The sequence below is a fragment of the Enterococcus ureilyticus genome, assembly GCF_001730315.1.
Taxonomy (GTDB): Bacteria; Bacillota; Bacilli; order Lactobacillales; family Enterococcaceae; genus Enterococcus_L; species Enterococcus_L ureilyticus.
Window position 1 is genome coordinate 150,981 of the sequence record NZ_MIKC01000039.1, and the last position, 23,243, is coordinate 174,223.

The 23,243-nt window shown below is 35.6% G+C and carries 19 protein-coding genes, 1 pseudogene and 1 other annotated feature; of the genes and pseudogenes, 14 read left to right on the top strand and 6 right to left on the bottom strand.

Going from position 1 to position 23,243, the window contains the following annotated elements; translation table 11 throughout:
* Positions 1-17: 17 nt before the first annotated feature.
* A pseudogene (locus BCR24_RS17360) lies at positions 18-1,314 on the bottom strand (ISL3 family transposase).
* 232 nt (positions 1,315-1,546) lie between these two features.
* On the bottom strand, positions 1,547-2,242 hold the full coding sequence (locus BCR24_RS13365) for a GntR family transcriptional regulator (RefSeq protein ID WP_069641013.1): 696 nt from the start codon (positions 2,240-2,242) through the stop codon (positions 1,547-1,549).
* 188 nt (positions 2,243-2,430) lie between these two features.
* On the opposite strand from BCR24_RS13365, the gene BCR24_RS13370 reads away from it, so the two are divergent.
* Complete coding sequence (locus tag BCR24_RS13370; RefSeq protein WP_069641014.1) at positions 2,431-4,317, top strand: beta-glucoside-specific PTS transporter subunit IIABC; 1,887 nt, start codon at positions 2,431-2,433, stop codon at positions 4,315-4,317.
* Positions 4,318-4,351: 34 nt separating this feature from the next.
* Entirely contained in the window at positions 4,352-5,779 is a 1,428-nt protein-coding gene (locus tag BCR24_RS13375; protein WP_069641015.1) for a 6-phospho-beta-glucosidase, read from the top strand.
* 469 nt (positions 5,780-6,248) lie between these two features.
* On the opposite strand, the gene BCR24_RS13385 is transcribed toward BCR24_RS13375, so the two are convergent.
* The gene (locus BCR24_RS13385; protein ID WP_069641017.1) at positions 6,249-6,563 is read right to left on the bottom strand and encodes a DUF1827 family protein; all 315 of its coding nucleotides are present in this window, start codon (positions 6,561-6,563) and stop codon (positions 6,249-6,251) included.
* 204 nt (positions 6,564-6,767) lie between these two features.
* Entirely contained in the window at positions 6,768-9,023 is a 2,256-nt protein-coding gene (locus tag BCR24_RS13390) for an ATP-dependent Clp protease ATP-binding subunit (protein ID WP_069641018.1), read from the bottom strand.
* Between the two features lie 330 nt (positions 9,024-9,353).
* Between BCR24_RS13390 and BCR24_RS13395 the strand changes: the two genes are divergently transcribed.
* The 9 genes from BCR24_RS13395 (at position 9,354) to BCR24_RS13435 (ending at position 17,599) form a co-directional block, all read left to right on the top strand.
* The gene (locus BCR24_RS13395; protein WP_069641019.1) at positions 9,354-9,545 is read left to right on the top strand and encodes a hypothetical protein; all 192 of its coding nucleotides are present in this window, start codon (positions 9,354-9,356) and stop codon (positions 9,543-9,545) included.
* A gap of 173 nt (positions 9,546-9,718) precedes the next feature.
* The gene (locus BCR24_RS13400; protein WP_010760596.1) at positions 9,719-9,985 is read left to right on the top strand and encodes a phosphocarrier protein HPr; all 267 of its coding nucleotides are present in this window, start codon (positions 9,719-9,721) and stop codon (positions 9,983-9,985) included.
* Entirely contained in the window at positions 9,985-11,712 is a 1,728-nt protein-coding gene (ptsP, locus tag BCR24_RS13405; protein ID WP_069641020.1) for a phosphoenolpyruvate--protein phosphotransferase, read from the top strand. Before BCR24_RS13400 ends, ptsP begins: the two co-directional genes overlap by 1 nt.
* Positions 11,713-12,193: 481 nt before the next feature.
* On the top strand, positions 12,194-13,105 hold the full coding sequence (locus BCR24_RS13410; RefSeq protein WP_069641021.1) for an ABC transporter substrate-binding protein: 912 nt from the start codon (positions 12,194-12,196) through the stop codon (positions 13,103-13,105).
* 22 nt (positions 13,106-13,127) lie between these two features.
* Positions 13,128-13,850 (top strand): aspartate/glutamate racemase family protein, encoded by a 723-nt coding sequence (locus BCR24_RS13415; protein ID WP_069641022.1) that lies wholly within the window; start codon positions 13,128-13,130, stop codon positions 13,848-13,850.
* A 17-nt stretch (positions 13,851-13,867) separates the two neighbouring features.
* The gene (locus tag BCR24_RS13420; protein ID WP_069641023.1) at positions 13,868-15,106 is read left to right on the top strand and encodes a dicarboxylate/amino acid:cation symporter; all 1,239 of its coding nucleotides are present in this window, start codon (positions 13,868-13,870) and stop codon (positions 15,104-15,106) included.
* 241 nt (positions 15,107-15,347) lie between these two features.
* Positions 15,348-16,316, top strand: a complete 969-nt coding sequence (locus tag BCR24_RS13425; protein ID WP_069641024.1) for a DUF1002 domain-containing protein — start codon at positions 15,348-15,350, stop codon at positions 16,314-16,316.
* Positions 16,317-16,469: 153 nt separating this feature from the next.
* On the top strand, positions 16,470-17,069 hold the full coding sequence (locus BCR24_RS13430; protein ID WP_069641025.1) for a hypothetical protein: 600 nt from the start codon (positions 16,470-16,472) through the stop codon (positions 17,067-17,069).
* A gap of 32 nt (positions 17,070-17,101) precedes the next feature.
* Positions 17,102-17,599 (top strand): hypothetical protein, encoded by a 498-nt coding sequence (locus tag BCR24_RS13435; protein ID WP_069641026.1) that lies wholly within the window; start codon positions 17,102-17,104, stop codon positions 17,597-17,599.
* Between the two features lie 288 nt (positions 17,600-17,887).
* Here the strand turns inward: BCR24_RS13435 and BCR24_RS13440 are convergent, their stop codons facing one another.
* Together BCR24_RS13440 and BCR24_RS13445 are read right to left on the bottom strand one after the other, a co-directional pair.
* The gene (locus BCR24_RS13440) at positions 17,888-18,430 is read right to left on the bottom strand and encodes a ClbS/DfsB family four-helix bundle protein (RefSeq protein WP_069641027.1); all 543 of its coding nucleotides are present in this window, start codon (positions 18,428-18,430) and stop codon (positions 17,888-17,890) included.
* A gap of 67 nt (positions 18,431-18,497) precedes the next feature.
* Positions 18,498-19,403, bottom strand: coding sequence for a helix-turn-helix transcriptional regulator (locus tag BCR24_RS13445; protein WP_069641028.1), 906 nt, complete (start codon positions 19,401-19,403; stop codon positions 18,498-18,500).
* Between the two features lie 148 nt (positions 19,404-19,551).
* Here BCR24_RS13445 and BCR24_RS16935 point away from each other — a divergent pair, with 148 nt between their 5' ends.
* The 3 genes from BCR24_RS16935 to BCR24_RS13460 all read left to right on the top strand — a co-directional run bounded on the left by BCR24_RS16935 (position 19,552) and on the right by BCR24_RS13460 (position 23,225).
* On the top strand, positions 19,552-19,722 hold the full coding sequence (locus BCR24_RS16935; RefSeq protein WP_157804656.1) for a hypothetical protein: 171 nt from the start codon (positions 19,552-19,554) through the stop codon (positions 19,720-19,722).
* 1,367 nt (positions 19,723-21,089) lie between these two features.
* Positions 21,090-21,677: a hypothetical protein gene (locus BCR24_RS13455; RefSeq protein WP_141707061.1), complete on the top strand. Its 588-nt coding sequence runs from the start codon at positions 21,090-21,092 to the stop codon at positions 21,675-21,677.
* 105 nt (positions 21,678-21,782) lie between these two features.
* Positions 21,783-22,039 (top strand) — a binding site (T-box leader).
* A 64-nt stretch (positions 22,040-22,103) separates the two neighbouring features.
* Positions 22,104-23,225 carry a 5-methyltetrahydropteroyltriglutamate--homocysteine S-methyltransferase gene (locus BCR24_RS13460; protein ID WP_069641031.1) on the top strand — a complete coding sequence of 374 codons (1,122 nt, stop codon included), beginning with the start codon at positions 22,104-22,106 and terminating at the stop codon, positions 23,223-23,225.
* Positions 23,226-23,243 lie beyond the last annotated feature (18 nt).

A 23,243-nucleotide genomic window follows, 5' to 3' on the forward strand; every position in this document is an offset into this window, starting at 1 on the left:
CCTAGAGGGAAATTCCTCTAGGTTTTTCTCTGTGGTTGAAAAAGAACAGAACCAAAACATAAAGTAATTCTCAATTTAAAATTATAGAAGTTACGGAAGCTGTAGTTCTCTTTAATACTTTGATATGGTTATTCAAGCATTCTAACGGTCCGTTGGAATGAGGCAAATCCAACGCATTTTTAATGCCCGTTTGAACTTTTTTAAAGGTATTAATGGTCGTTTGATAATAAGCTGGAAGCCTAGAATAATCTTGTTCTAATAACGCATGAAACTGTCGTAATCTCTTGTTTGTATGGCATAGAGAAACTTCTGATAACAGGTATAGCCAGCTCTCAATTCTTCATCATAAGCAAGTAACCGATCCACGAGTTCTATTTCTGTTAAATAGGCACGGAAAGAAGGACGCCACTGGCGTTTTTCAAAATTGAGCTTCGATTGATTCTTTTGAAGCAGTTTCCAGTATTTCTTTAGATGACGATATTTTTTTGCCTCTCCATTTCCCTTATGAAGAAAGGTATTCATTCGTTGAATTCGGTGTTTTAAGAACGTTCGCCCAATGTGTTGCACAATATGGAAGCGATCAAGAATAATCTGAGCCTTTGGAAATAGTTTCTTAATTAAAGAAAAATAAGGCGCATACATATCGCAAACAATGTATTTTACCCCTTCACGAACAGAGAAAAAAATCGTGAGAAATAACGTTCTAAAAAAAAAGCTGCCGATTTTCAATGACATCAATTAATTGCCTTTTTGCCCGTCCATCATGATAAAGCTCATAGAAGCAGCGACTTGTTTCACTGATTTAAATTCATCAAAACAAAGAACTTCTGGCAATGTGAGCCGATTGATTTTTTTTGGTTCGTAAAACTGTTTCAATACGCGATAAAAAGAGGAAACAGAGACCTTCTTTTGACAGGCAATTTCGCTTATAGACGTAGTGTTTCGTAGACGCTCGGCAATCGAAAGCTTGACTTTCTTCGAGATTGAGCAACACTTTTCGATATGACTTGTTTCAGCGACAAAGGTTCTATCACAAGAATGACAGAAGAAAGGTTGTTTCTATAAGCATGAATACGTTTGAACCTCAGAGACATCATTCAGTAAAATCAGACACGTTGTAAAGCTCCAAAGAATAATCGAACCGTTTTCTTTGGCACCACAATGATGATAGGAGTGAGCGAAATAATCCAATGTACCAGAAAATACGTGGCAGATTCGTCCTTTGATTCGTTCCTTTTTTAAAGAATTTTCATTAAAAGTAATATTTAAGTCTAGAATATCTAAGGTATTTTTGATAAGATTTGTATAGGACATCTTGATTTCTCCTTTTTGAATGGTTTTAGACGACTTAATTCTAAAGGATATCAGGGTGTCTTTTCTATTATTTTGTATTAAAAAGATGCTGGTGAGCTCTCAAACATCAGAAAGTATAGAGCCCTTTTTTGCTGTTTTAAATGTTAGGAAAATTCAAGAGTTTTTTTGCCTTTTTTTAATTAGGATCTTGTTGCAGAATAATTCGTAAAATTTTGAGAGATATTCTGATCACTTAGCCTTGTAAGAAGAATTGAGAGTGTTCATAATGATAGTAATTTTTGGCGAAATCAAAGGGATCGCCAGTATTTGTATAATATATTTCTTCTACTAATAGCACGGGGGAATCTTCTGGTAGTTCTAAATACCGGGAGATTTCCCCCTTTGTTTTATGAACACTTAAATATTTATCAGAAAAGCCTATATGAATATTTAAGGCTTTTTCTAAATAGTGGAATATTGAGTCCTCTGCAATCGATTCATTCAAAAAAGTGACAACACTCATTTTGTAATAAGATTCTTCTACACATAATATTTGTCCCCGAATCGATTGAACACGTTTTACTAGGTATACATCATCATCAAGCGTGCAATGCAAATTATTTGCCACTTCTTCCGTTGCTTTGACAATTGTCACGTTAATTACTTTTGAAACAACATCAAAATAAGTCAAATCTCCTGAAAATCCTTGATTTTCTAACAAAGTGATATAGCCTTTGCGCTTTCTTCGGCGCACGAAAATACCGCTACCTTGAACTTGATAAATGACGCTACGTGATTCCAACACTTTTAATGTTTGTAAAATTGTATTTTTGCTAACCTGATATTCGGTGACTAATTCACTAACACTAGGTAATTTTGTTCCTTGAGGAAGATTTTCAGTTTGGATTTTAGTTTCAATTTGTTGTGCGACTTCTTGATATTTCAGCATAAGTTCCTCCGATAAAGATTTTCTGATTTCAATAGATCAGTTAATTTTAAAAGGTTTTCTAGTTAAGTTTATCAGTAAAAGAATATTTGTAAATAAAAATAGTTATTGACAAATTGTTTGGTTACATTTATATTATACCCATACAATTGAAATGTAAATGTATAATTTATAAAAAAAGGGAGTTTTTAATGTTGAGCGGAAAAGTCAGGGATTATTCAAAATTAGCAAGTGATATTTTGACTATCGTAAAAGCGGATAATATTGTGAGTGTTGCTCGTTGTGCCACGCGTCTGCGACTTGTATTGAAAGCGAGTACACCTGAGATGAAAGAGCAATTATCTCAATTAACAGGTGTGATTACTGCGGTTGAGTCTGGTGGTCAAATGCAAATTGTAATCGGTACTCATGTTGGGGAGGTTTACGATGCGTTTATTAAGCTAGGAGAGGTGGAAAATCTATCAAGTGATGATGCGCCGAAAGGATCCATTTTAAATCGCCTTGTTGCGACAATGTCAGCTGTTTTTGCCCCGTTCATTTATGTTTTAGCGGCAGCAGGAATTTTACAAGGGATTTTGATTTTAGTGAATTTGGCATTTCCAACGTTTGCGGAAACAGGTACGTATCAAGTATTTAGTTTTATCTCTTGGGCTCCATTTACCTTTCTACCTATCTTTATTGCAGTAACAGCTTCTCGCCATTTTAAGTCAAATATGTATATAGCCATTGCCTGTTGTGCGGCATTAGTTTCGCCGACTTGGGCTGAGATGGCAGGTACGATTGCTTCAGGTCAAGCAATTACTTTTTTTAACATTCCTTTATCTGAAACTGTTTATACATCTTCAGTTTTACCGCCACTGATTTTGGTTTGGCTCTTATCTTATTTGGAGCATTTTATTGAAAAAAGAATTCCAAGTGTAGTACGTTCATTGTTTGTACCATTGATCTGTCTAATCATTATGGTACCTTTAACTATTTTGATCATCGGACCGATTTCATCAGGTGCAGCAACAGCGATTGCAAATGGCTATAACTTCTTAGCGGAAAATGTGCCGTTTTTAGCAGCTGGAATTATTGGGAGTATCTGGCAAGTCATTGTAATTTTTGGGGTTCATTGGGGTGTTACGCCGATGGTTCTAGCTAACTTTGATTTGTATGGTCGGGACTCTTTCCAAGCATTTCAAACTATTGCTGTGATTGCGCAAGTCGGAGCTGCTTTAGCTGTTTTCTTAAAAACACGTAATAAAGAAATGAAAGGTGTTTCTTTATCAGCTTTTATCACTGGGATTTTTGGTATTACTGAGCCAGCTATTTACGGTGTCACTTTACGTTTGAAAAAACCGTTCATTTACGGTTGCATTTCTGGTGGTATCGGAGCCATTGTAGCTAGTTTCTTTAATCCGTATTACTATGCTTATGCAGGGTTACCGGGTGTCTTAACAACCGTTAATGCGATTAGTAAGGATAATCCAAGTTCGTTTATCGGGATTGTAATCGGGTCATTAATTGCATTAGTAGGACCAGTTGTCCTAGCTCAGGTTTTTGGCACTGGTGAAACCAGAGCAGATGATCAAGAATTAACCCAGGAGCTAGCGACTGGAGAACCTATGATGACAGTAGATGGACCAAAAACTCCTATTTTAGCACCCTTAGCAGGGGACGTTGTACCGTTGAGTCAAGTGCCAGATGAAGTGTTTGCTAGCGGTGTTATGGGCAATGGAGTTGCCATTGAACCGAGCGATAACAAAATTTATGCACCATTTTCGGGAACGGTTAGCGCTGTTTTTGATTCAAAACATGCTGTGGGCTTAACATCTAAGGAAGGTGTAGAGTTACTGATTCATGTTGGGTTGGACACAGTGAATATGCATGGTGAAGGCTTTGACTATTTTGTGAAACAGGATCAAGAAATTCAAGTCGGAGAGCTACTGTTAAGTTTTGACAGTGAAAAAATTCAAGCTGCAGGTTATGTAGCAACAACGATTGTTGTGGTACCGAATAGTAATGAACTAAAAGACATGTTAATTACAGAAAAGACTCATGTAGATCGAAACGATATAATTTTAGACTTTAACTAAATAAACACAATTAAACAATTGGAGGAATAAGAAAATGGTACAAAAAGATTTTTTATGGGGTGGCGCTTTAGCTGCCCATCAATTTGAAGGTGGTTGGGATGCTGGTGGTAAAGGCCCAAGCGTAATCGATGTAATGACTGCAGGAGAACATGGCGTTGCAAGAGAGATTACGTCAACAATTGAAGCGGATAAATTTTATCCAAATCAAGTTGCGATTGATTTTTATCATGAATATAAGAAAGATATTGCACTGTTTGCAGAAATGGGTTTGAAGTGTTTACGTACCTCGATTGCGTGGACGCGGATTTTTCCTAAAGGTGATGAAGCTAAACCGAATGAAGCGGGATTGAAATTTTATGATGATGTTTTTGATGAATTGCTGAAAAACGGCATTGAGCCAGTCATTACATTATCTCACTTTGAAATGCCTTTACATTTAGCGCGTGAATACGGTGGTTTTCGCAATCGTCAAGTGATTGATTTTTTTGCTAAGTTTGCCAAAGTAGTGTTTGAACGGTACCAAGACAAAGTGAAATACTGGATGACGTTTAACGAAATCAATAATCAAATGGATGTTAATAATCCGATTTTCTTATGGACGAATTCAGGTGTTTTGGTTGAAGAAGGCGAAAATGCTAAAGAAGTGATGTATCAAGTGGCTCACAACGAACTAGTTGCCAGTGCTAAAGCTGTGATGATCGGGAAAGAAATTAATCCGGCGTTTCAAATTGGCTGTATGGTTTCTCATGTACCTATCTATCCTTATTCATGTAATCCAGCCGATATTATGGCAGCTGAAGAAGCGAATCGTCAAAGGTTTTTCTTTGCTGATGTACATGTTCGTGGAAAATATCCAAACTATGCGTTAAAAGAGTTTGAACGGGAAGGATACAATATAGACATACGTTTAGAAGATTTAGCCGTTTTGAAAGCTGGAACAGTCGATTATGTTGGATTTAGCTACTATATGTCGACAGTAGTAAAAGCAGATGCTAGAAATGATGTCGACAATAATATCGTCAATGGTGGACTTGCTAATGGTGTTGAAAACCCGCATATCCAATCAACTGATTGGGGTTGGGCGATTGATCCAGAAGGACTACGTTTTACATTGAATCGTTTATATGATCGTTATCAACTACCTCTATTTATCGTAGAAAATGGGTTTGGTGCAATTGACGAGTTGGAAAACGGAAAAGTACATGACGAAACTAGAATTGAGTATTTAAGCAAACATATTGAGGCGTTAGAAAAAGCAGTTGATTATGATGGTGTAGAACTTTTAGGTTATACGCCTTGGGGAATTATTGATTTAGTTTCATTTACAACTGGAGAAATGAAAAAGCGCTATGGAATGATTTATGTAGATCGTGATAATGCAGGAAACGGTACAATGCAGCGCTATAAAAAAGATTCTTTTGCTTGGTATCGCCAAGTTATCGAAAATAATGGATTAAAATAGGTAGTTTTAATCCATTATTATGAGAGAGAGACACCTTGAATCTCCTTTTGTACTAGGTTTTGGTGACTTAGTATCAAAGAGAGTCAGGGTGTTTTTTGGGATGGGATAAAAAGCATATCTAGGTAATTTAAAAAGGCTCTTTGTCAAGTATTTTTGGTGGAAAAGAACTTTTTATTTTGTACAAAAACTAACTAATTGAAGAGTTGCAGATTAGAATTGTGGTTTTTGGGGAAAATAAATCAATTGTTTGGTAGAAATACAAAAAAAGATTTTGGAATAAAGCAAATGAAAGGAGTCTGGGACATAACTTTACGAGTTATATCTCAGACTCAAAAAATCCGTATAAACGGTGGGAGCAGAAGCAATCCCTTCGGAAATAAGCCGAAATTCACAAAAATTTGAAGAGCAATTTTCGTGAATTCCTTCTTATTTCTCGGGATTAAACACTCCTGTCCCAACCTCCTTTTGTTTAATTCTCCACAAGTGCGGAAGAGATTGGGATCGAAATTTCAATGACATCTTTTAACTCAATGATTGAAATTTGATCGTGGTCATATTTATCCTTAGGAATCCGTTTTAATAGATACTTTAGAATTTCATTGATTTCCGTTTTTCGAACAGCGCGTTTTTTGTTCACAATCAATATTTCTGCATGTTGGGTAGCTTCTGTATAAACGACGGTCGTATTACCCGCTGAATAAACTTTAACAAAGTATGCATCGGTATTTTCTAGTTGTTTATTGACTAACCGTTTATAACTATTAGTTACGTTGACTAGTTTCATGTTTTTCACCTCATTCGATTCTTTATTTTTGACTTTGATAATAAAAAACAGAATATTCACAGCTCAAAAAAGCTGAAATAGTCTTTTTCAAATTTGATATAATCCTTATTCATCTTAATTATAAATTTTTTTAGCTTAAATAAAAAGAAATTTGTCTTAAAAAGCACAAAAAAGTCAATCAGTTTGCCTGATTGACTTCACTTTTTATTCTGTTTCAGTAGTTTCTGTGCTGATATCACTAGGATCTGATGTTATCTCACCTGTCACAATGATCTTACCATCATCGTCTAGTTTAGCCAGCAATTGATGCTCTTCAGGATGGTCTAAGAAGTATTCGGCGATACCATCTTCGATTTGTTCTTGGATCGTGCGACGTAATGGGCGAGCGCCCATTGCAGGATCGTAGCCTAAATCTACAAGTTTTTCTTTCACATCTATTGGGACATCAATGTGAATTTTTTGATGAGCAAGTAAGTCGTTGACATCATCTAACATGAGGCTAACGATGTTCATCAAGTTTTCTTTACTCAATGCTTTAAACTCAATGATCCCATCAAAACGGTTCAAGAATTCAGGTGTAAAGAAATTATTCAACTGTCCTAAAACAGATTTTGTTAGACCGTCACGAGCAGCGCCAAACCCAACATTGGCTTCGACATTACCAGTTCCAGCGTTACTTGTCATGATAATGATTGTATCTTTGAAGCTGACTGTTCTACCTTGGGCATCTGTTAATCGACCATCATCCAGAATTTGTAAGAACATGTGCAATACATCAGGATGAGCTTTTTCAATTTCATCTAATAAGATCAAGCTGTATGGATTACGACGGACTTTTTCAGTTAATTGTCCTGCTTCATCATAGCCCACATAACCAGGGGGTGAACCGATCAATTTAGAGACACTGTGTTTTTCCATGTATTCACTCATATCAAAACGGATCATCGAATCTTCTGAACCAAATAACTCGTAAGCTAATTGTTTAGCCAATTCGGTTTTCCCAACACCTGTTGGTCCCACAAATAAGAAAGAACCAATTGGTCGGTTTTGTTTGCCTAGACCAACACGGTTACGGCGAATCGCTTTTGAAACACGATCAACGGCATCGTCTTGTCCAACAACATGAGCTTTTAAGTCGACTGCTAAGTTTTTCAATTGTGTTTGTTCTTTTTCTTTCAAATCACCAACGGGGATACCTGTTTTTTGTTCAACAATGGCTTCGATATTTTTTTCATCGATCACTGGTGTTTCTTCGTCACTGATCTGTTTTTCTTTCATAGCTTGTAATTTATTGATTTGATCACGGTAGTAGGCCGCTTTTTCAAAATCTTCTTCTGCAGAAGCCTGTTGTTTTTGTTTTTCAGCATCTGCTAGTTTTTTTTCAATTGTTTTGGGATCGACGATTTGGATCGTTAAGTTCATTTTAGAACCTGATTCATCTAATAGGTCGATTGCTTTATCCGGTAAAAAACGGTCTTGAATGTACCGGTTGGATAAAGTTGCTGCTGCTTTGATTGCTTCGTCTGTGTATTTTACATGATGGTAATCTTCATAACGTTTTTGTAGCCCTTTAAGGATGGCAATCGTTTCGTCTACGGTTGGTTCATCAACACGAACTGGCTGCATCCGACGTTCTAAAGCTGCATCTTTTTCGATGATACGGTACTCATTCAAAGTAGTTGCACCGACCATCTGTAATTCACCACGAGCAAGTGCTGGTTTTAAAATATTGCCAGCATCCATATTACCGTCACCAGCAGCACCGGCCCCTACGATTTCATGAACTTCATCAATGAATAAAATAATATTTTCTGCTTGTTTGATTTCTTCGATCAGCTTTTGCATCCGTTCTTCAAACTGTCCACGAATACCAGTACCTTGAACAAGTGAAACCACATCTAAGCGAATGACTTCTTTGTCTAATAGTTTTTGCGGTACATCACCATCAATGATTTTTTGAGCTAAACCTTCAACAACTGCTGTTTTACCAACACCAGGTTCACCGATTAAAACGGGATTATTTTTAGTTCGGCGGTTCAAGATTTCAATCACTCGTTTGATTTCTTCATCACGACCAACTACTGGATCGATATCGCCATTTCTAGCAGCTTCAGTGATGTTGATACCATATTCGCCCAAGAGCCCATTTGATTGACCAGCTCCGCCTCTTGGTGGCTGGCCACCATTAAAGCCATTACCGTCGCCAAATTGAGTTGGCGGTGTTTGACCATTAGGATTCCCTTGTTGTTCTTGCATTTGACGGGATAAAGAGCGATATAAATCATCTAAACTTCCAAAACCAAATGGATCTTGTTGAGACATTGTTGGTTGATTATCATTTGCTTGTGCTTTTAGTTTTTGATAGCAACTTTGACAGTAATCCAATTGTTTTCTTTGACCATTAACATTGGCATATAAATGAATCGTTGCTGGATTTTGTTGACAATTTTGACAAATCATAGGATAAAACACGTCCTTTCAAAATAAGACTAATTTTGTATCAAAGTCCTTTAGATAAAGTCAAGTAGTCTGTTGACCATTTTTGACCTTTGAGATTATTATAGCATCTTTTTAGTAAGAATCAAGCAATTGAACTCTAGATTTAGTGAAGAGAATAAAGAAGAAATTCCAATCAATTATGCGTAATAATCTACAATAATGAAATTTATTCTATTTTTATAAAAATAATCCGGTTTATTTATAGTGAAATCAGTGGAATTTAGACAAATATCTAATTTTGTCATACAATGACCACAGGTTAAAAATAAAAATGAAAGCTGTGATCGATTAATGAACGAAAATTCGTTTAAAGAACAAATCAACGCCTTGAAAGAGGGAGAAATTTCTGAATTTACAGTTGAACCGCAGGATTTTACCGCTTTTAGAGAAGTCTGGAAAAATCTGCCTGATAGAATGTCTTTTGTCGGAGAAGCTGGATTAAATGGACGAATTATATATCGTTATATGAAGGAAGAAGAGTAATCGATGTTTTGATTCAATAAAAAATAGGTGAAAAGTGTTGTAACTACTCACAAAAAATGGTAATCTTAAAAATTGAAAGGGTATTATCCAGATTCTAGTTTCTTTTGAAACGTATCATGAAAGGAAAACCCTAACATAAAAAATTATTTTACTTACGAAGGAGACCGATTTATATGGAAAAGAAAGAATTTCACATCGTAGCAGAAACAGGGATTCACGCTCGTCCAGCTACATTATTAGTACAAACTGCAAGTAAATTTAACTCAGATATTAACTTAGAATACAAAGGTAAATCTGTTAACCTTAAATCAATCATGGGCGTTATGTCTTTAGGCGTTGGCCAAGGTTCAGACGTAACAATCTCTGTTGACGGTGTTGACGAAGCAGATGCATTAGCAGCTATCGTAGACACAATGCAAAAAGAAGGATTGTCAGAATAATGTCTGAAATGCTAAAGGGAATTGCCGCAAGTGATGGTGTCGCTATTGCTAAAGCTTACCTGTTAGTTCAACCTGATTTGTCTTTCGATAAAAAGTCTGTAGAGGATACAACTGCTGAAGAAAGCCGTTTAGACGATGCTTTAGCAAAATCTACGACTGAGTTGCAAGCAATCAGAGAAAAAGCAGCGCAAAGCCTTGGTGAAGAAGAAGCACAAGTATTTGACGCACATTTAATGGTTTTAGCTGACCCAGAAATGATCGGTCAAATTAAACAAAACATTCAAGATAATAAAGTAAATGCTGAATCTGCGTTAAAAGAAGTAACAGATATGTATATCGGTATGTTCGAAGCAATGGATGATAATGCCTATATGCAAGAACGTGCAGCAGATATTCGTGACGTTGCAAAACGCATTTTAGCTCATTTATTAGGTGTTACTCTTCCTAATCCTTCAATGATCAACGAAGAGGTAGTTGTGGTTGCCCATGACTTAACACCAAGTGATACTGCTCAATTAGATCGTACGTATGTGAAAGCATTCGTAACGGATATTGGCGGACGTACATCACATTCAGCGATTATGGCTCGCTCTCTTGAAATTCCTGCAATTGTAGGAACAAAAGAAATCACTGCCAAAGTCAAAGAAGGCGATATCTTAGCTGTTAACGGAATCGATGGCGATGTCATCATCCACCCAACTGATGTTGAAAAAGCTGATTTTGAAGCAAAAGGCAAAGAATACGCTGACCTTAAAGTTGAATGGGAAAAACTAAAAAATGCTGAAACAGTGACTGCTGATGGTAAACATATCGAGTTAGCTGCCAACATTGGTACTCCTAAAGATTTAGAAGGCGTACACAACAATGGTGCTGAAGCTGTTGGTCTATATCGTACAGAATTCCTTTACATGGATTCTCCAGATTTCCCAACAGAAGATGAACAATACACAGCTTACACAGCAGTTCTTGAAGGCATGAACGGCAAGCCTGTCGTGGTTCGTACAATGGATATCGGTGGAGATAAAGAATTACCTTATCTTCAATTACCGCATGAAATGAACCCGTTCTTAGGTTACCGTGCTTTACGTATCAGCTTATCTGAACGTGGTGACGAAATGTTCCGTACACAAATGCGCGCATTATTACGTGCTTCTGTTCACGGTAACTTACGTATCATGTTCCCGATGGTTGCAACGTTAAAAGAATTCAGAGCAGCGAAGAGCATCTTTGAAGAAGAAAAAGCTAAATTAGTTTCTGAAGGAACAAAAGTTTCTGATACGATTCAAGTTGGTATCATGATCGAAATTCCTGCAGCCGCTGTAATTGCGGATAAATTCGCCAAAGAAGTTGATTTCTTCAGTATTGGAACAAATGACTTGATTCAATACACAATGGCAGCAGACCGTATGAACGAACGCGTTTCTTACTTATACCAACCATATAACCCATCAATCCTACGTTTGATTAAAAACGTGATTGACGCATCTCATGCAGAAGGTAAATGGACTGGTATGTGTGGAGAAATGGGTGGCGATCAAATGGCTGTACCATTATTGGTAGGAATGGGATTAGATGAGTTCTCAATGAGTGCGACATCTATTCTTCAAACTCGTAGCTTGATGAAACGTCTAGATACTAAGAAAATGGCTGAACTTGCGGATCGTGCGTTGAATGACTGCGATACAATGGAAGAAGTTATTGACTTGGTTAAGGATTATACGAAATAAATAAGTACTAAAGTCTTCACCATTCAGATTCTGTTCTGAGTGGTGAAGGCTTTTTTTTAGTGAATGTTTGGTAATTAAGTCTAGAATGAATACTAATATGGTGGCGTTTACAATGAAACGGTTTAAGTATATTTGCTACTCCTTTATTTTTATTCATCTATTATATCGTTTTTAATATAAAGTTTGTAATAAATAGTTATTTTAAACAAAAAATATAAATAAAATGTTAAAAAGTTCAATGAAAAGGACATGGATACCGCTTACAATATTATTTATGATAGTTCAAAAAGATTCAAAAGTAGTGAAACTCAAGAAACTACGTTGATTACATGTAAGCAAGATTAGCAATCATTGATTCTGAGTCTACAAACAATAATCACACGAATCAAGTAGAGTATTCTCGTGATAAAAGGTCATAGGAGACCATATAGCATATATTGTTATCAAAACCTAAATATAATCAAAAAGGAGATTTTCTAAATTGACTACATTTACAATTGCTGCAACAGGATTATCAATGAACTACATGCCACAATACATCGCAGAAGAACAAGGTTTTTTTGATGAACAAAAGCTAAAATTATGTTCGTATTTACCTGATCCTTGGACAAAAGGACTTGATGATTTAGAAAATGGTCAAGCAGATGTTGTGTTAGGTGGAATGTGGCTGCCTATGATTTATTGTCAGAATATTCAAAAATACACGTCAGTTGCAAAAATAGCGTCTAAATGCCCATTAGTTATTCTTTCAAGAGAAAAAATATCAGGATCATTTGATTGGAAAAATTTAGAAGGAAAAAGAGTACTTGTATCAGGAGGCGATGGGGCAGGTCATTATTTAATGACGGTTGGCAGCGCGCGAGAAGGTGGTGCTGATCCAAATAAAATTCGGTTTATCCATGATTTTTCAACAGCTATGATTTGCGATCTTTTTGAAAAAGGGTTTGGTGACTTTATAGTAGTCCAACCAGATACAGCTCATTCCATGATCGATCGACAAGTAGGTTTTAACTTCTGTGATTTAACCAGAAAGGGAAGCAATATACCCTGGAGTGTTTACTATAGTTTGCCTGAAATAATAGAAGATAAATTAGTTGAATTTGAAAAATTCGCCGTAGGTCTTCAAAAAGGGACGTCATATTTATTAGAACATGGAGGAAAAGCCTGCAGCTCGATTATTAAAAATAATTGGCCGACAATTTCCGTAGAAGACGGTATTAAAACAATTGATCTGTTTATAAAAGAGGGAATGTGGACTCCGACTATAAATATTGAGTCCCAAGAGGTTGATCGTTGGCAAGATTATTTAATACTAGGAGATGTATTAGACAGAAAAATAGCATACGACAAATTAGTCGATAATCGGCCATATCTATATTCTAAAATAAATTAATTTTATGAAAAAGGAGATTCAAATGAAAATTATTGTTGCTAATCCAAATAGTAATACAGAATTAACAAAAGTTTTAATGAAATCAGCAGAAAAAGGATTTAATGATTCATCTACAGAATTGATCCCATATACCAATCCTAAAGGCTCTAAACATATAGATTGTACTTTTGGCGATTATCAATCTGTTTGGTCGTTTGTGCGAGGGTTACTTGATTTTACAGAAGAAGTGAACCCAGATGCGATTGTATTAGCTGGATTCGGAAATTTTGGTTTTTTTGCTTTAAAAGAGGCATTAGATATTCCAGTCATATCAATAGCAGAAGGATCTCAAGTTATTGCGACCATGTTAGGACATAAGTATTCAATTCTAACTGTTTTCAAACAAAATATACCTTATCAAGAAGATCTTACACATTTACTACGTTTAGAAGGAAAACTTGCCTCAGTACGAGGGATTGAAATGGATACGGAGAATGTGAACCAAAACAGTTCCGTCAAAGAATCGCTAAAAAACACAATCATCAAGATGATTGAAGAAGACGGTGCTGAGGCAATTGTATTAGGTGGTGCTAGATTTGCGATGTATGCGGATTCATTAAGTGAAGAAATAGGTGTTCCAGTTATAGACCCTGTTTCAGTATCCGTAAAATTAGCTAAATTATTTGTAGAGTGTCATCTATCACAGAGTAAGATTGGGAAATTTAATTATCCACCACAAAAAATAAGCGACTATTTTGTTGACTGAAAAGGAGTACGAGCAGAATGATTTTAAATAAAGTGAAGAACTCTAGTTTATCTATGAGGATTGTCGTAGGATCTATTATAGGGTTGATCATAGGTTTTGTGCTAGGAGAAAATGCTGAAAGTTTAAAGTTTTTAGGTGATATCTTTTTAAGATCAGTAAAGATGTGCGTCCCCTTATTAATTTTTTGTTCTATTGTTGAAGCAACAGCCTCTTTACCGTTAAAAGAATTAAAAACTGTTGGACTGAAAACATTGGGGGTATTTTTTGTTAGTACGTCTTTGGCGGCAGTTTTGTCAATTATTGCAGTAAAAATCATTCCAATCAATTTAACGTTGACTGCTCCTGGATCAGATGCATATAAAGGAACGGTTGCGGGTGGTAATATACAAGAAACTATTGTAAATTTTATTCCAGATAACGCAGTTGGGGCACTTGCAGAAGGAGTTATTGTCCAAATCATTGTTTTTGCAGCATTGTTTGGTATTTCTGTAAATATTATGAAGGATAGTTTTGAAAGTGTAAACGCACTCTATGAGTTAATATTAGGTTTAAGAAAAGTAATAATGAAAATCGTCTCTATTGTGATGGTCTATGCACCAATTGGGATTTCAGCGATGCTTGCTGGTGTTATTGGCACAAGTGGAGTAGATGCATTGAAATCACTTGTTCAGGTCATTGTAATCGTGAGTATACTCGATATTATTTTCTTTGTGCTCTATACACTTTATGTAGCTATCAGATATCGATTAAGCATTGTTACGCTTCTTAAAAATAGTCTAAATATTATGGTTATAGCTGTAACGACTACTTCCTCAGCGATAACTTTACCAGTATCTCTAGAGGATGTACCAAAAAAGATGGGCGTTAAAGAACGAATATCTGATTTTGTTTTACCTTTAGGAAATGCATTAAATACAAATGGCTCGCCAATTTCAAATATTGTTTCGGCTGTGGCTTGTGCATCTGTATTTGACATCCAATTTACATTACAAAATCTTATTTTATTAGGCGTATTCTCAGTTGTTGCATCTTTTGGGAATCCAGGTGTTCCAGGTGGCGGAATTGTATCTATGGCGATTGTTTTTCAAATGATTGGTATTCCAGTTGAAGGAGTAGCTATTTTTGCAGGTTTGGATTATTTTTATTCTTTAACACGAGCACCATTGAACGTAATGGGGAATGTTTACTCATCAATTATTGTTGGAATTAAAACAGGTGAATTTGATAGAAACGTATTCGAATCCAGTACTAACTAAAATGAGTCATTACGAGTATATAGTTTGTAGAAAATTAGGACAAAAGCATTCAACCGCTAAAAGTGGTTGCTTTTGTTCTTTTTTATTGGAAAAACTGAGTATAGAGTTGATTCACTTAGGAAAGGAAACGTATTTTTTAAAAGGTCAAGATACTAAAATTTTCTTAAAACGGAGCATACTTAGGGACTAACTAAAAGTATTGTTGTATAGTAATGAACAAGTAAATCTTTAGGAGGTTACTATGAAACAGACAAAGACAACACTCGCTGTAGCAATGACAGTTCTTTTGGTTTCTACAGGTTTATCAAATGGAAAAACAGCATTTGCTACACAAAGTAGCACGGTTGAAAGTACTTCAGTAAATGCTAGTAATACAGAAACAACTCAAAGTTCTGAGAAGAATCTACAAATAAACGCAGTCGCTTTAGGCAATGCACTGACCCAAGAGCAAAAGGACTTTACTTTAAAAGAATTAGGTATCAAAGGTGAAACACCACAATATACAACAACAGGACAAGATTTGATGAGTTTTATCCCTGATGGTGGCTTCACACCAGAATGGGCTGTTTATAGTTCAGTTCGAATGGAAACACAGAAAAAAGGTGCAGGAATCTCTGTAGATATTGCTACACCTAAAAATATTACGAAAATCACAGAAGCCCAGTACCAAAATGCGGCGTTAACAGCTGGGATTACAGATGCGAAGTTGACTGTTGCATCAGCTGTTCCGATCGATGGTTCAGGAGCGTTAGCAGGTGTCTATAAAATCGTTGAAGAATCTGGCGGCATTATCAATCGAGACCGTGTAGGTGTCGCTCAAGACGAAATGGATGTACTATCTAAGATCACAGAAGAGAATAAAGATAAAGATGGTTATACTGACGAAGCCTTAAATGCAGCGCAAGAGCAAGCGAAAAAAGAATTGGCTGCCAAAACTGCTGATGGCAAAAATTTGACCCAAGCAGATATTCAAAAAACTGTTGAAGGTGCATTACAAAGTCAAGGAATCAAAGATGTGATGTCATCAGATCAAGTGAAAGAATTGACGACTTTGATGAGCGATATGAAAGATAAAAATATCTTTGAGGACTTTGTTGGACAACTCGATTTGTCTAAAACAAAAGAACAAATCGAGGAAAAATCTAAGGGTCTTTGGGAAAATATTAAAGGATTCTTTAGCGGAATTTGGGATTCTATTACTGGTAAATAAGCTAGTCTAGGATAAGTTTACTTATATGCAAATAATAAAGTGGGTTTAGCTAAAAATAGTTACATATTTTAGCTAAATCCTCTTTTTTTTATGTATTTTTCCTGTAAACTTAATGTATATCTAAAATAAATAGGAAAAAAGGGGTAGCTACGAGTGAAAGTGAAAAAAGGAATGTTGTTAGGTGGATTTATGTGTATTGTGTTAGGTATAGTATTGTACTTTACTGTGAAACCAGAAGCAAAAGTAGAGACAAAAGCACTGAACGATTATGAATATTGTATGGTTTATTATGAGAAAATTCGGTTATTAAACAAAATTGTACCAGATCTTGAAAAGGAATTTACGGCCGAATTTGGAGAACCCAATTTAGATTCACGAAAGTCATTAGTCAAACCCTCTGATGTCAAAACGCTACGGTGGGAGATAACTCGCGGGAAAAAGAAGCTAGCTCAGTTATCTTTTGAGTATACAAAAAGAAAAATTACATCTAAGTATATTATTTTCAATGATCCCACAGTTTATGCAGAAGAGTCGATCATTGAACGGGCAAATAAAATGACGCTTGATGAGAAGGTTTCAGAAAAAGTATTAGAAAATATAGGGATTCCTTCATTTATCAACACCTCAAAAAAATCCTTATTCGATGACGAAACAACAGAATATGAGTACAAGGTTGATAAAAACAGTAATCGACATTTATACTTTTATTTAGAGGATGGAAAGTTATTCGTTGAACCTCAGATCGGTGAGTGAAAATTTGGACACGAGATAAAGGAGAAATGAAGATGGGCAAGCAGATGAAATTTGTTTTAGAAGCTGATTTTAATTATTCGAAATATAGCATTGTGAAGAAAGCAGCGATTGTTTTGTTTGTATTGTGTTGGGCCATATTGATTTTTTCCATAGGAATTAAAACAGCGTATTTCTTTTTAAACACCGGGTATGAGGCAGTTGCTTTTTCTATAAGCTTTTTGATAAGTTGGGTTATTTTTGATTATTTATTGAGAAAACTATACAAAAAACTATTTTCTAAACGAGTCAAAATTTTTCAAGGGCATAATGATTTAACCATTTGGATAAATGGAAAAGAAATACAGATCAAAAAAGAGCAAATAAAAAAAGTCAAAGCGAAGGCAGTGACAAATAAATTACGTCGTGGTGGTAAAGTTGAAAATACTAAGCTGATTATTTACACTACAATTGGGAAATTTCATTTTACGAACGATCAAGCGATTTATGCAGTGAAAAAACTCATGAAGTTTGAACCAGCTAAAAAACAATAGGTTAAAGTTGTTAGAGCAATTTTAGTTATTGGAAGCGAAGCCTCGTATTCTCTTTAGTTGATTATAAATTGAGTGTGTCATTGAAATAGGATAAGAAAGAGAATTGAAGTGTTTCTTTAAAATAGGCGTTCTAATTACGAATGACCAGGCAATTTATGCAGTAGATAAAGTATTAAAAGCGGCGCCTTCAATCAAAAGAAAATGAGCAGACAATAGAATTAAGCTTCAAGGGTAAATTCATCAACGAATGATGCTACTCTTGAAGCGTAGTTTATTTTTATCCAATGATTATTCTAACGATTTGATATGCTGCTTCATTTTTTTAATCGCCCATTCATAATGACTAGACGTTGCGGAAACACAATAGCTTCCCAGTGTAGAGGTTCCAGTCCAAGAGAGTGTATTTTTAGCGAATAACTCTTCATTTGTAAAAGCTTCAATCATGTTTAAAACGTCAGCATGGCTATTGTTAAGAAGTTGCTTTGCTTCGTCTAAAGATGTATTTTGGTGTTTTTCGATAAATTCTTCATTCAGTTTTCCATAAGTTCGCCAATTATATGGAGCAGGTAGAAAGGGCTGGGCTTCTCCTTTTTGATTCGATGTTACCCAGTTTAAGAGTAACTGATGCCATTCATATAAATGGATCAAGACATCTCGTAAATTTTGATCTCGTTGCCAGTGGGCTTCTGTTCTTTTTTGTAAAAATGCTTCACTAAAAGCAAATGGTGCATTCTGTTTTTGATCATCCATCGAATCAATCAGTTGCCATAACTTTGAAAACTGCTCGTCTGCGGTTGTGATCAAATCTATTTTTGTTGTAGGTCTAGGCATAATGTTCACGCTCCTTCATAGTGGTAACTTTATAATAGCATAGTTAAGGTGACAACTATCTGTCACCTTATGGCTCCATATAATTCTTTTTCATTTCTTCAATATAAGTGAGTAACTTTTTTTCCACATGTGGCGGTGAGATAACTTTTACTGAAGCGCCTAGAGATAGGAGAAAGGAATACAACCATTCATCTTCTGGTAATTGTGTATCTACAAGAAGGGAACCATCTTCATTTTTTTGACTATTATGGATATCAAACTCATCGTATGCTCTATAAGCACGCTCTTTTGAGATTAAAAGAGTCAAGTCTAATAGAGCTGGACTGTCTGTTACTTCAATCGCTGGAACTGTAAAATCTTTCTTAGAAAAAACGTCAGCAAGTATAGCCAAGTCGGTCATTCGATTGAGTTTATAGGTTCTATACGCTTGATTAGAGGGGCAATATGCTTGAAGATACCAGGCTTTCAATTTGAAAAGTAATTTTAGTGGATAAACTGTTTTCAAGCTTGTTGCTCCATAAGAATTTGCATAAGTAAAAGAAATGACTTTTTCGGTAAGAATAGCTGTTTTCAACTGTTCAAATTTTTTATTGTCTGGATCAGTTTTACCCCAACGAGAAAAATCCACTTCAATCCAGCTTGTGTCTGTTTTACTAAATAGAGCTTGCAGTTTGGATAAAATAGTTTCAGAATGTAAGGGAGGTGTGGCAGCTAAGCTTTGAAGGGCAAAGAGAATTTGGTCTTGTTCATCTGCTGAAATAATGGTTTTGTCTAATACATAGTTCTCAAGTATTGAAATGCCGCCGCCTTTTCCTTTAGAGGTGTAGATTGGGATTCCTGCGATAGATAAGGCTTCTATATCACGGAGAATCGTTCTTTTTGAGACTTCGAAATGGTTCGCTAATTCGTTTGCGGTAAGCTTTTTTCTTTCGAGTAGCAGATAGACGATTTCGAACATTCTGTTTAGTTTCATGATAGATCACCTTCTTGTTTTAGACTATTTAAGGTTATTATATCATGAAGGGAAACGTTTTTTTGAAGTCAGAAAACTTGGAAGAGTGTAGTTTTAATAGACAGCTATTTTTTGTGTTATACGAAATAAGGACAGGGAGGAATAAAATATGACTGATAAAATAAGCAAATCTAAAAAGCTAAGAAAACTGGACAATACAAATAGTAAGTCATTACCTAATGAAGTTATCCAAATGCTATCTCTAAAAGAATTTTCTGATGATATCGATTTTTTTATGAATAAGTATGATCACGTTTTTAGAGGTTTGATTGAGAAATAATAGGTAGCAGAAACAGTAATTATAATTGGAGGCTGACTCATATAGTCCTTTTTATTATTATAGATTTGGTGATTTTGCACTTTTATCTTGAATTTTTTCTTTTTTTGCAGGACGAATACGCGATTCTAGAAATTTTAAAGTTAGTTTCAAGCAACATTCAACAATTGAGAAAAAGAAAAAACGATAGAGATGGCCGCCTCTATCGTTGGGGTGACTAACAGACTGTAGCAAGTTTCTTCACCCATTTAAAAAAAATTTCCAAAAGTGTCTAGAAATTCTTACAAAAATTAGGTACAATAAAGAAGCTAGTGCTACGGTACTAGTAATCAGGCAACTTGGATAGATAGGTTATGCTTTCTATTCAGGGCTTCATTTACTGGGTGGTACCGGTGAATGAAGTGCCTATTTTGTTTTGAATCACTGCGCTGTTGCTTAGATCTCATCAATTTCTAAGAGCTAAAGCTCTAAGAATTGAAGGACTGCGATTGGCAATAAGACAGAGCAGGTGATGAAAAGTACAAGGTGAATAAAATGAATGTTGTCACCGTATTATCATTTCTTTTTCTCAAATTTTATAGGATAGAAACAAAAAAACGATTACAGATTCCCTGCAATCGTGGACAATAGGCAAGTCAAAGACCTCTATCTTTACTCAGTTATACTTGGAAGGAGAAGGGTTAAAGTCTTCTGGTAGACAACTGAATGCAAAAATAAGAACATGACGTACACTATTGGCGATTTGCTTAAGCAGGTTATGCTGTTTAATCAAAACTTCTCTAGTTTGGTTGGTAGCCAGGTCAGGAAGTGCCGTTGATTTATTTTTATCGTTAGGAGGGACAACCTCTACTCCACTCATTTCTGGCTAAGTGAAAGTTTGCTGTTCTCCTTGTTAATTATTTCTATCCTATGGCTATTAGTATACCGAAATAAATAGCAGTTCGCAATAAAAAATCTGACATTCTTCGATTAAATAACACTATAAAACCTCTCCCTTATATATAAGGTAAAATAACAAAAAATTTTTTCTAAATCTTCTCATTCGCTTCTCTTATTAATATTATTTCTCGTTATTTGTATTAAATTATGTATTAGTGAGTAAATGAGCACTGACGTCGTTTTTTATATATTGTGAAATGTGTCAAGTTACTACGATGACAGGAGAAACGCTTGATTTGTGAAATACATATAATCGAAGAGGAGATTTTAAAAAGAGTTACTCGTTTTGAAGAAGCCAAACGGAATCTTTACAAGCAAATAGAGACCGCTAAACCGCTATGACCTGATCAAATTTAAAAACACAAAAAATTCTTTAACAGTTCATTTTTCTGATAAAATAATAGAGAAGTATTAATAAAAAAAGGAGAAAAATGATGTTGAAAAGGAAAAATAAACTAAGGGATTATCTAATTTTCTATCTATACAAGCTAGTAATTTTACTATTTACATTGTTAATAAGCTGGCTGCTAATCAGTAAAATTGAATTTCTAAATGATTCGTGGCAAGTAGTGACCACTCATTTTACGGAATGGTCTTACTACGAAGATAAGTTTGAGCTTGCTATTGTGACTTTAATTGTGGTTTCCTTGGCTGCACTTGGCGTAACAGGGATGTTTTTCATTTATTGGGGGATTGAGTATGTACTTAGATTCATATTAGTACGAACAAGGCTTTGTCATGTCCAAGAGCAGGAATTAGAAGCTCGAATTAGTGACAAAGTGGTTGCTTCATATCGTCCTCCTGGTGGAGGCCCTAGCGTGATTGTTGAAGAGTGTAATCTAAATCTAGAAATTGATGGGGATAAAAAAATGCATAAACTGACTGTACCATACGATCTTTTTGAGATTTTAGAAAAGGGCCAGATGATCCAAGTCATTGAATCTAAATACAGCATTTTTGGCAGTTGCTTTGACAAAACGATGACTTTAAAGGCTGAACAAGAATTAGATAGTTTATAAGATTAATCGTGAGAAAGTCTATAAAAGTTCGCTAACGTAAAAAAAATTTCACCTATCCATTTGACACCCACCGTCTCATCTGCTATTATAATTAAAAATAAATAAAAAAACACATAGAAAAAGAAAGTAAAATTCTGTGGAATTTCTAAAAGAGAGCCTTGGTAGCTGAAAAGAGGCGGAAGAAAACGAATTTGAAAATGGCTTTTGAGTGGGCATTTCGAAAAATTATTTTAGAGATGCACGGTTATTCCCGTTAGCAAGAATCCTAATATCAAGCAGTAGCGGCGTATTAGAGTAGAGGCAGAAATCGCAAGATTTTTGTAAATTAAGGTGGTACCATGTATGTTTATTACATCCTTAGAAGAGTCTTTGACTTTTCTAGGGATTTTTTTGTTTTCTATTTAAAAAATGAGGGGGAAATTAATTATGTGTCAAAATTCAGTACATCATTATGAAATCGTCGGCAGTTTTTTACGTCCGGAAGCGTTGAAAGAAGCGCGGGAAGAGTTTGCAGCTGGTACGATTTCTGGAGATGAATTAAAAGTAGTTGAGGATCAAGCCATTCGGGATTTAGTTGCTAAACAAAAAGAAATTGGCTTAAACGTTATCAGTGATGGGGAGTTTCGCCGTAGTTACTGGCATCTTGATTTTTTCTGGGGCTTCAATGGAATTGAGCATAATGTAATGGATCAAGGCTATTTATTTCACGGAGAAGAAACAAGAGCGGATTCAGCACGTTTAACAGGAAAAATAAGCTTTAATCCAGAACATCCGGTCTTTGAAGAGTACACATTTTTAACGGAAATTGCAGACGGAACGCCTGTTCGCCAAAGTATTCCTGCACCTGCCCAGTTATTAGCGGAGTTGGTTCGCAGTTCTAATGAAGACAAGGTTAATGAATTTTATCCTGATCGGGAATTATTATATCAAGATATTGCGAAGGCGTATCAGAAAACAATTTTAGCCTTATATGATTTAGGTTGTCGGGATATTAAATTGGATGATTGCACGTGGGGGATGTTAGTGGATAAGAACTTTTGGACCACGATGACTAATGGCGAATATGATACCAAGGCATTACAAGCGTTATATTTACGTTTAAATAATGATGCAATCGTTGATCTACCTGAAGATTTACATGTAACGACGCATGTCTGTCGTGGCAATTATCATTCAACGTGGGCCACTTCTGGCGGCTATGAGCCTGTTGCTGATACGTTGTTAGGCAATCAAAATGTCGAAGCCTTTTTCTTGGAGTTTGATGATGAGCGTTCAGGTGATTTTGAGCCGTTACGTTTTGTTCCAGAAGATAAACAAGTGGTTTTGGGCTTAGTTACAAGTAAGGACGGCACGTTAGAAGAGAAGGAAACATTAGTGAAGCGAATTAAAGAAGCAAGTAAGTTTGTCCCATTAGATCGCTTGAGTTTGAGTCCTCAATGTGGTTTTGCTTCGACAGAAGAAGGCAATGTTTTGACCGAGGAAGACCAGTGGAAAAAGTTGGCGTTAGTTATTGATGTAGCAAATGAGGTTTGGGGTTCAACAAAATAATTAGTTGGAAGGATGTGT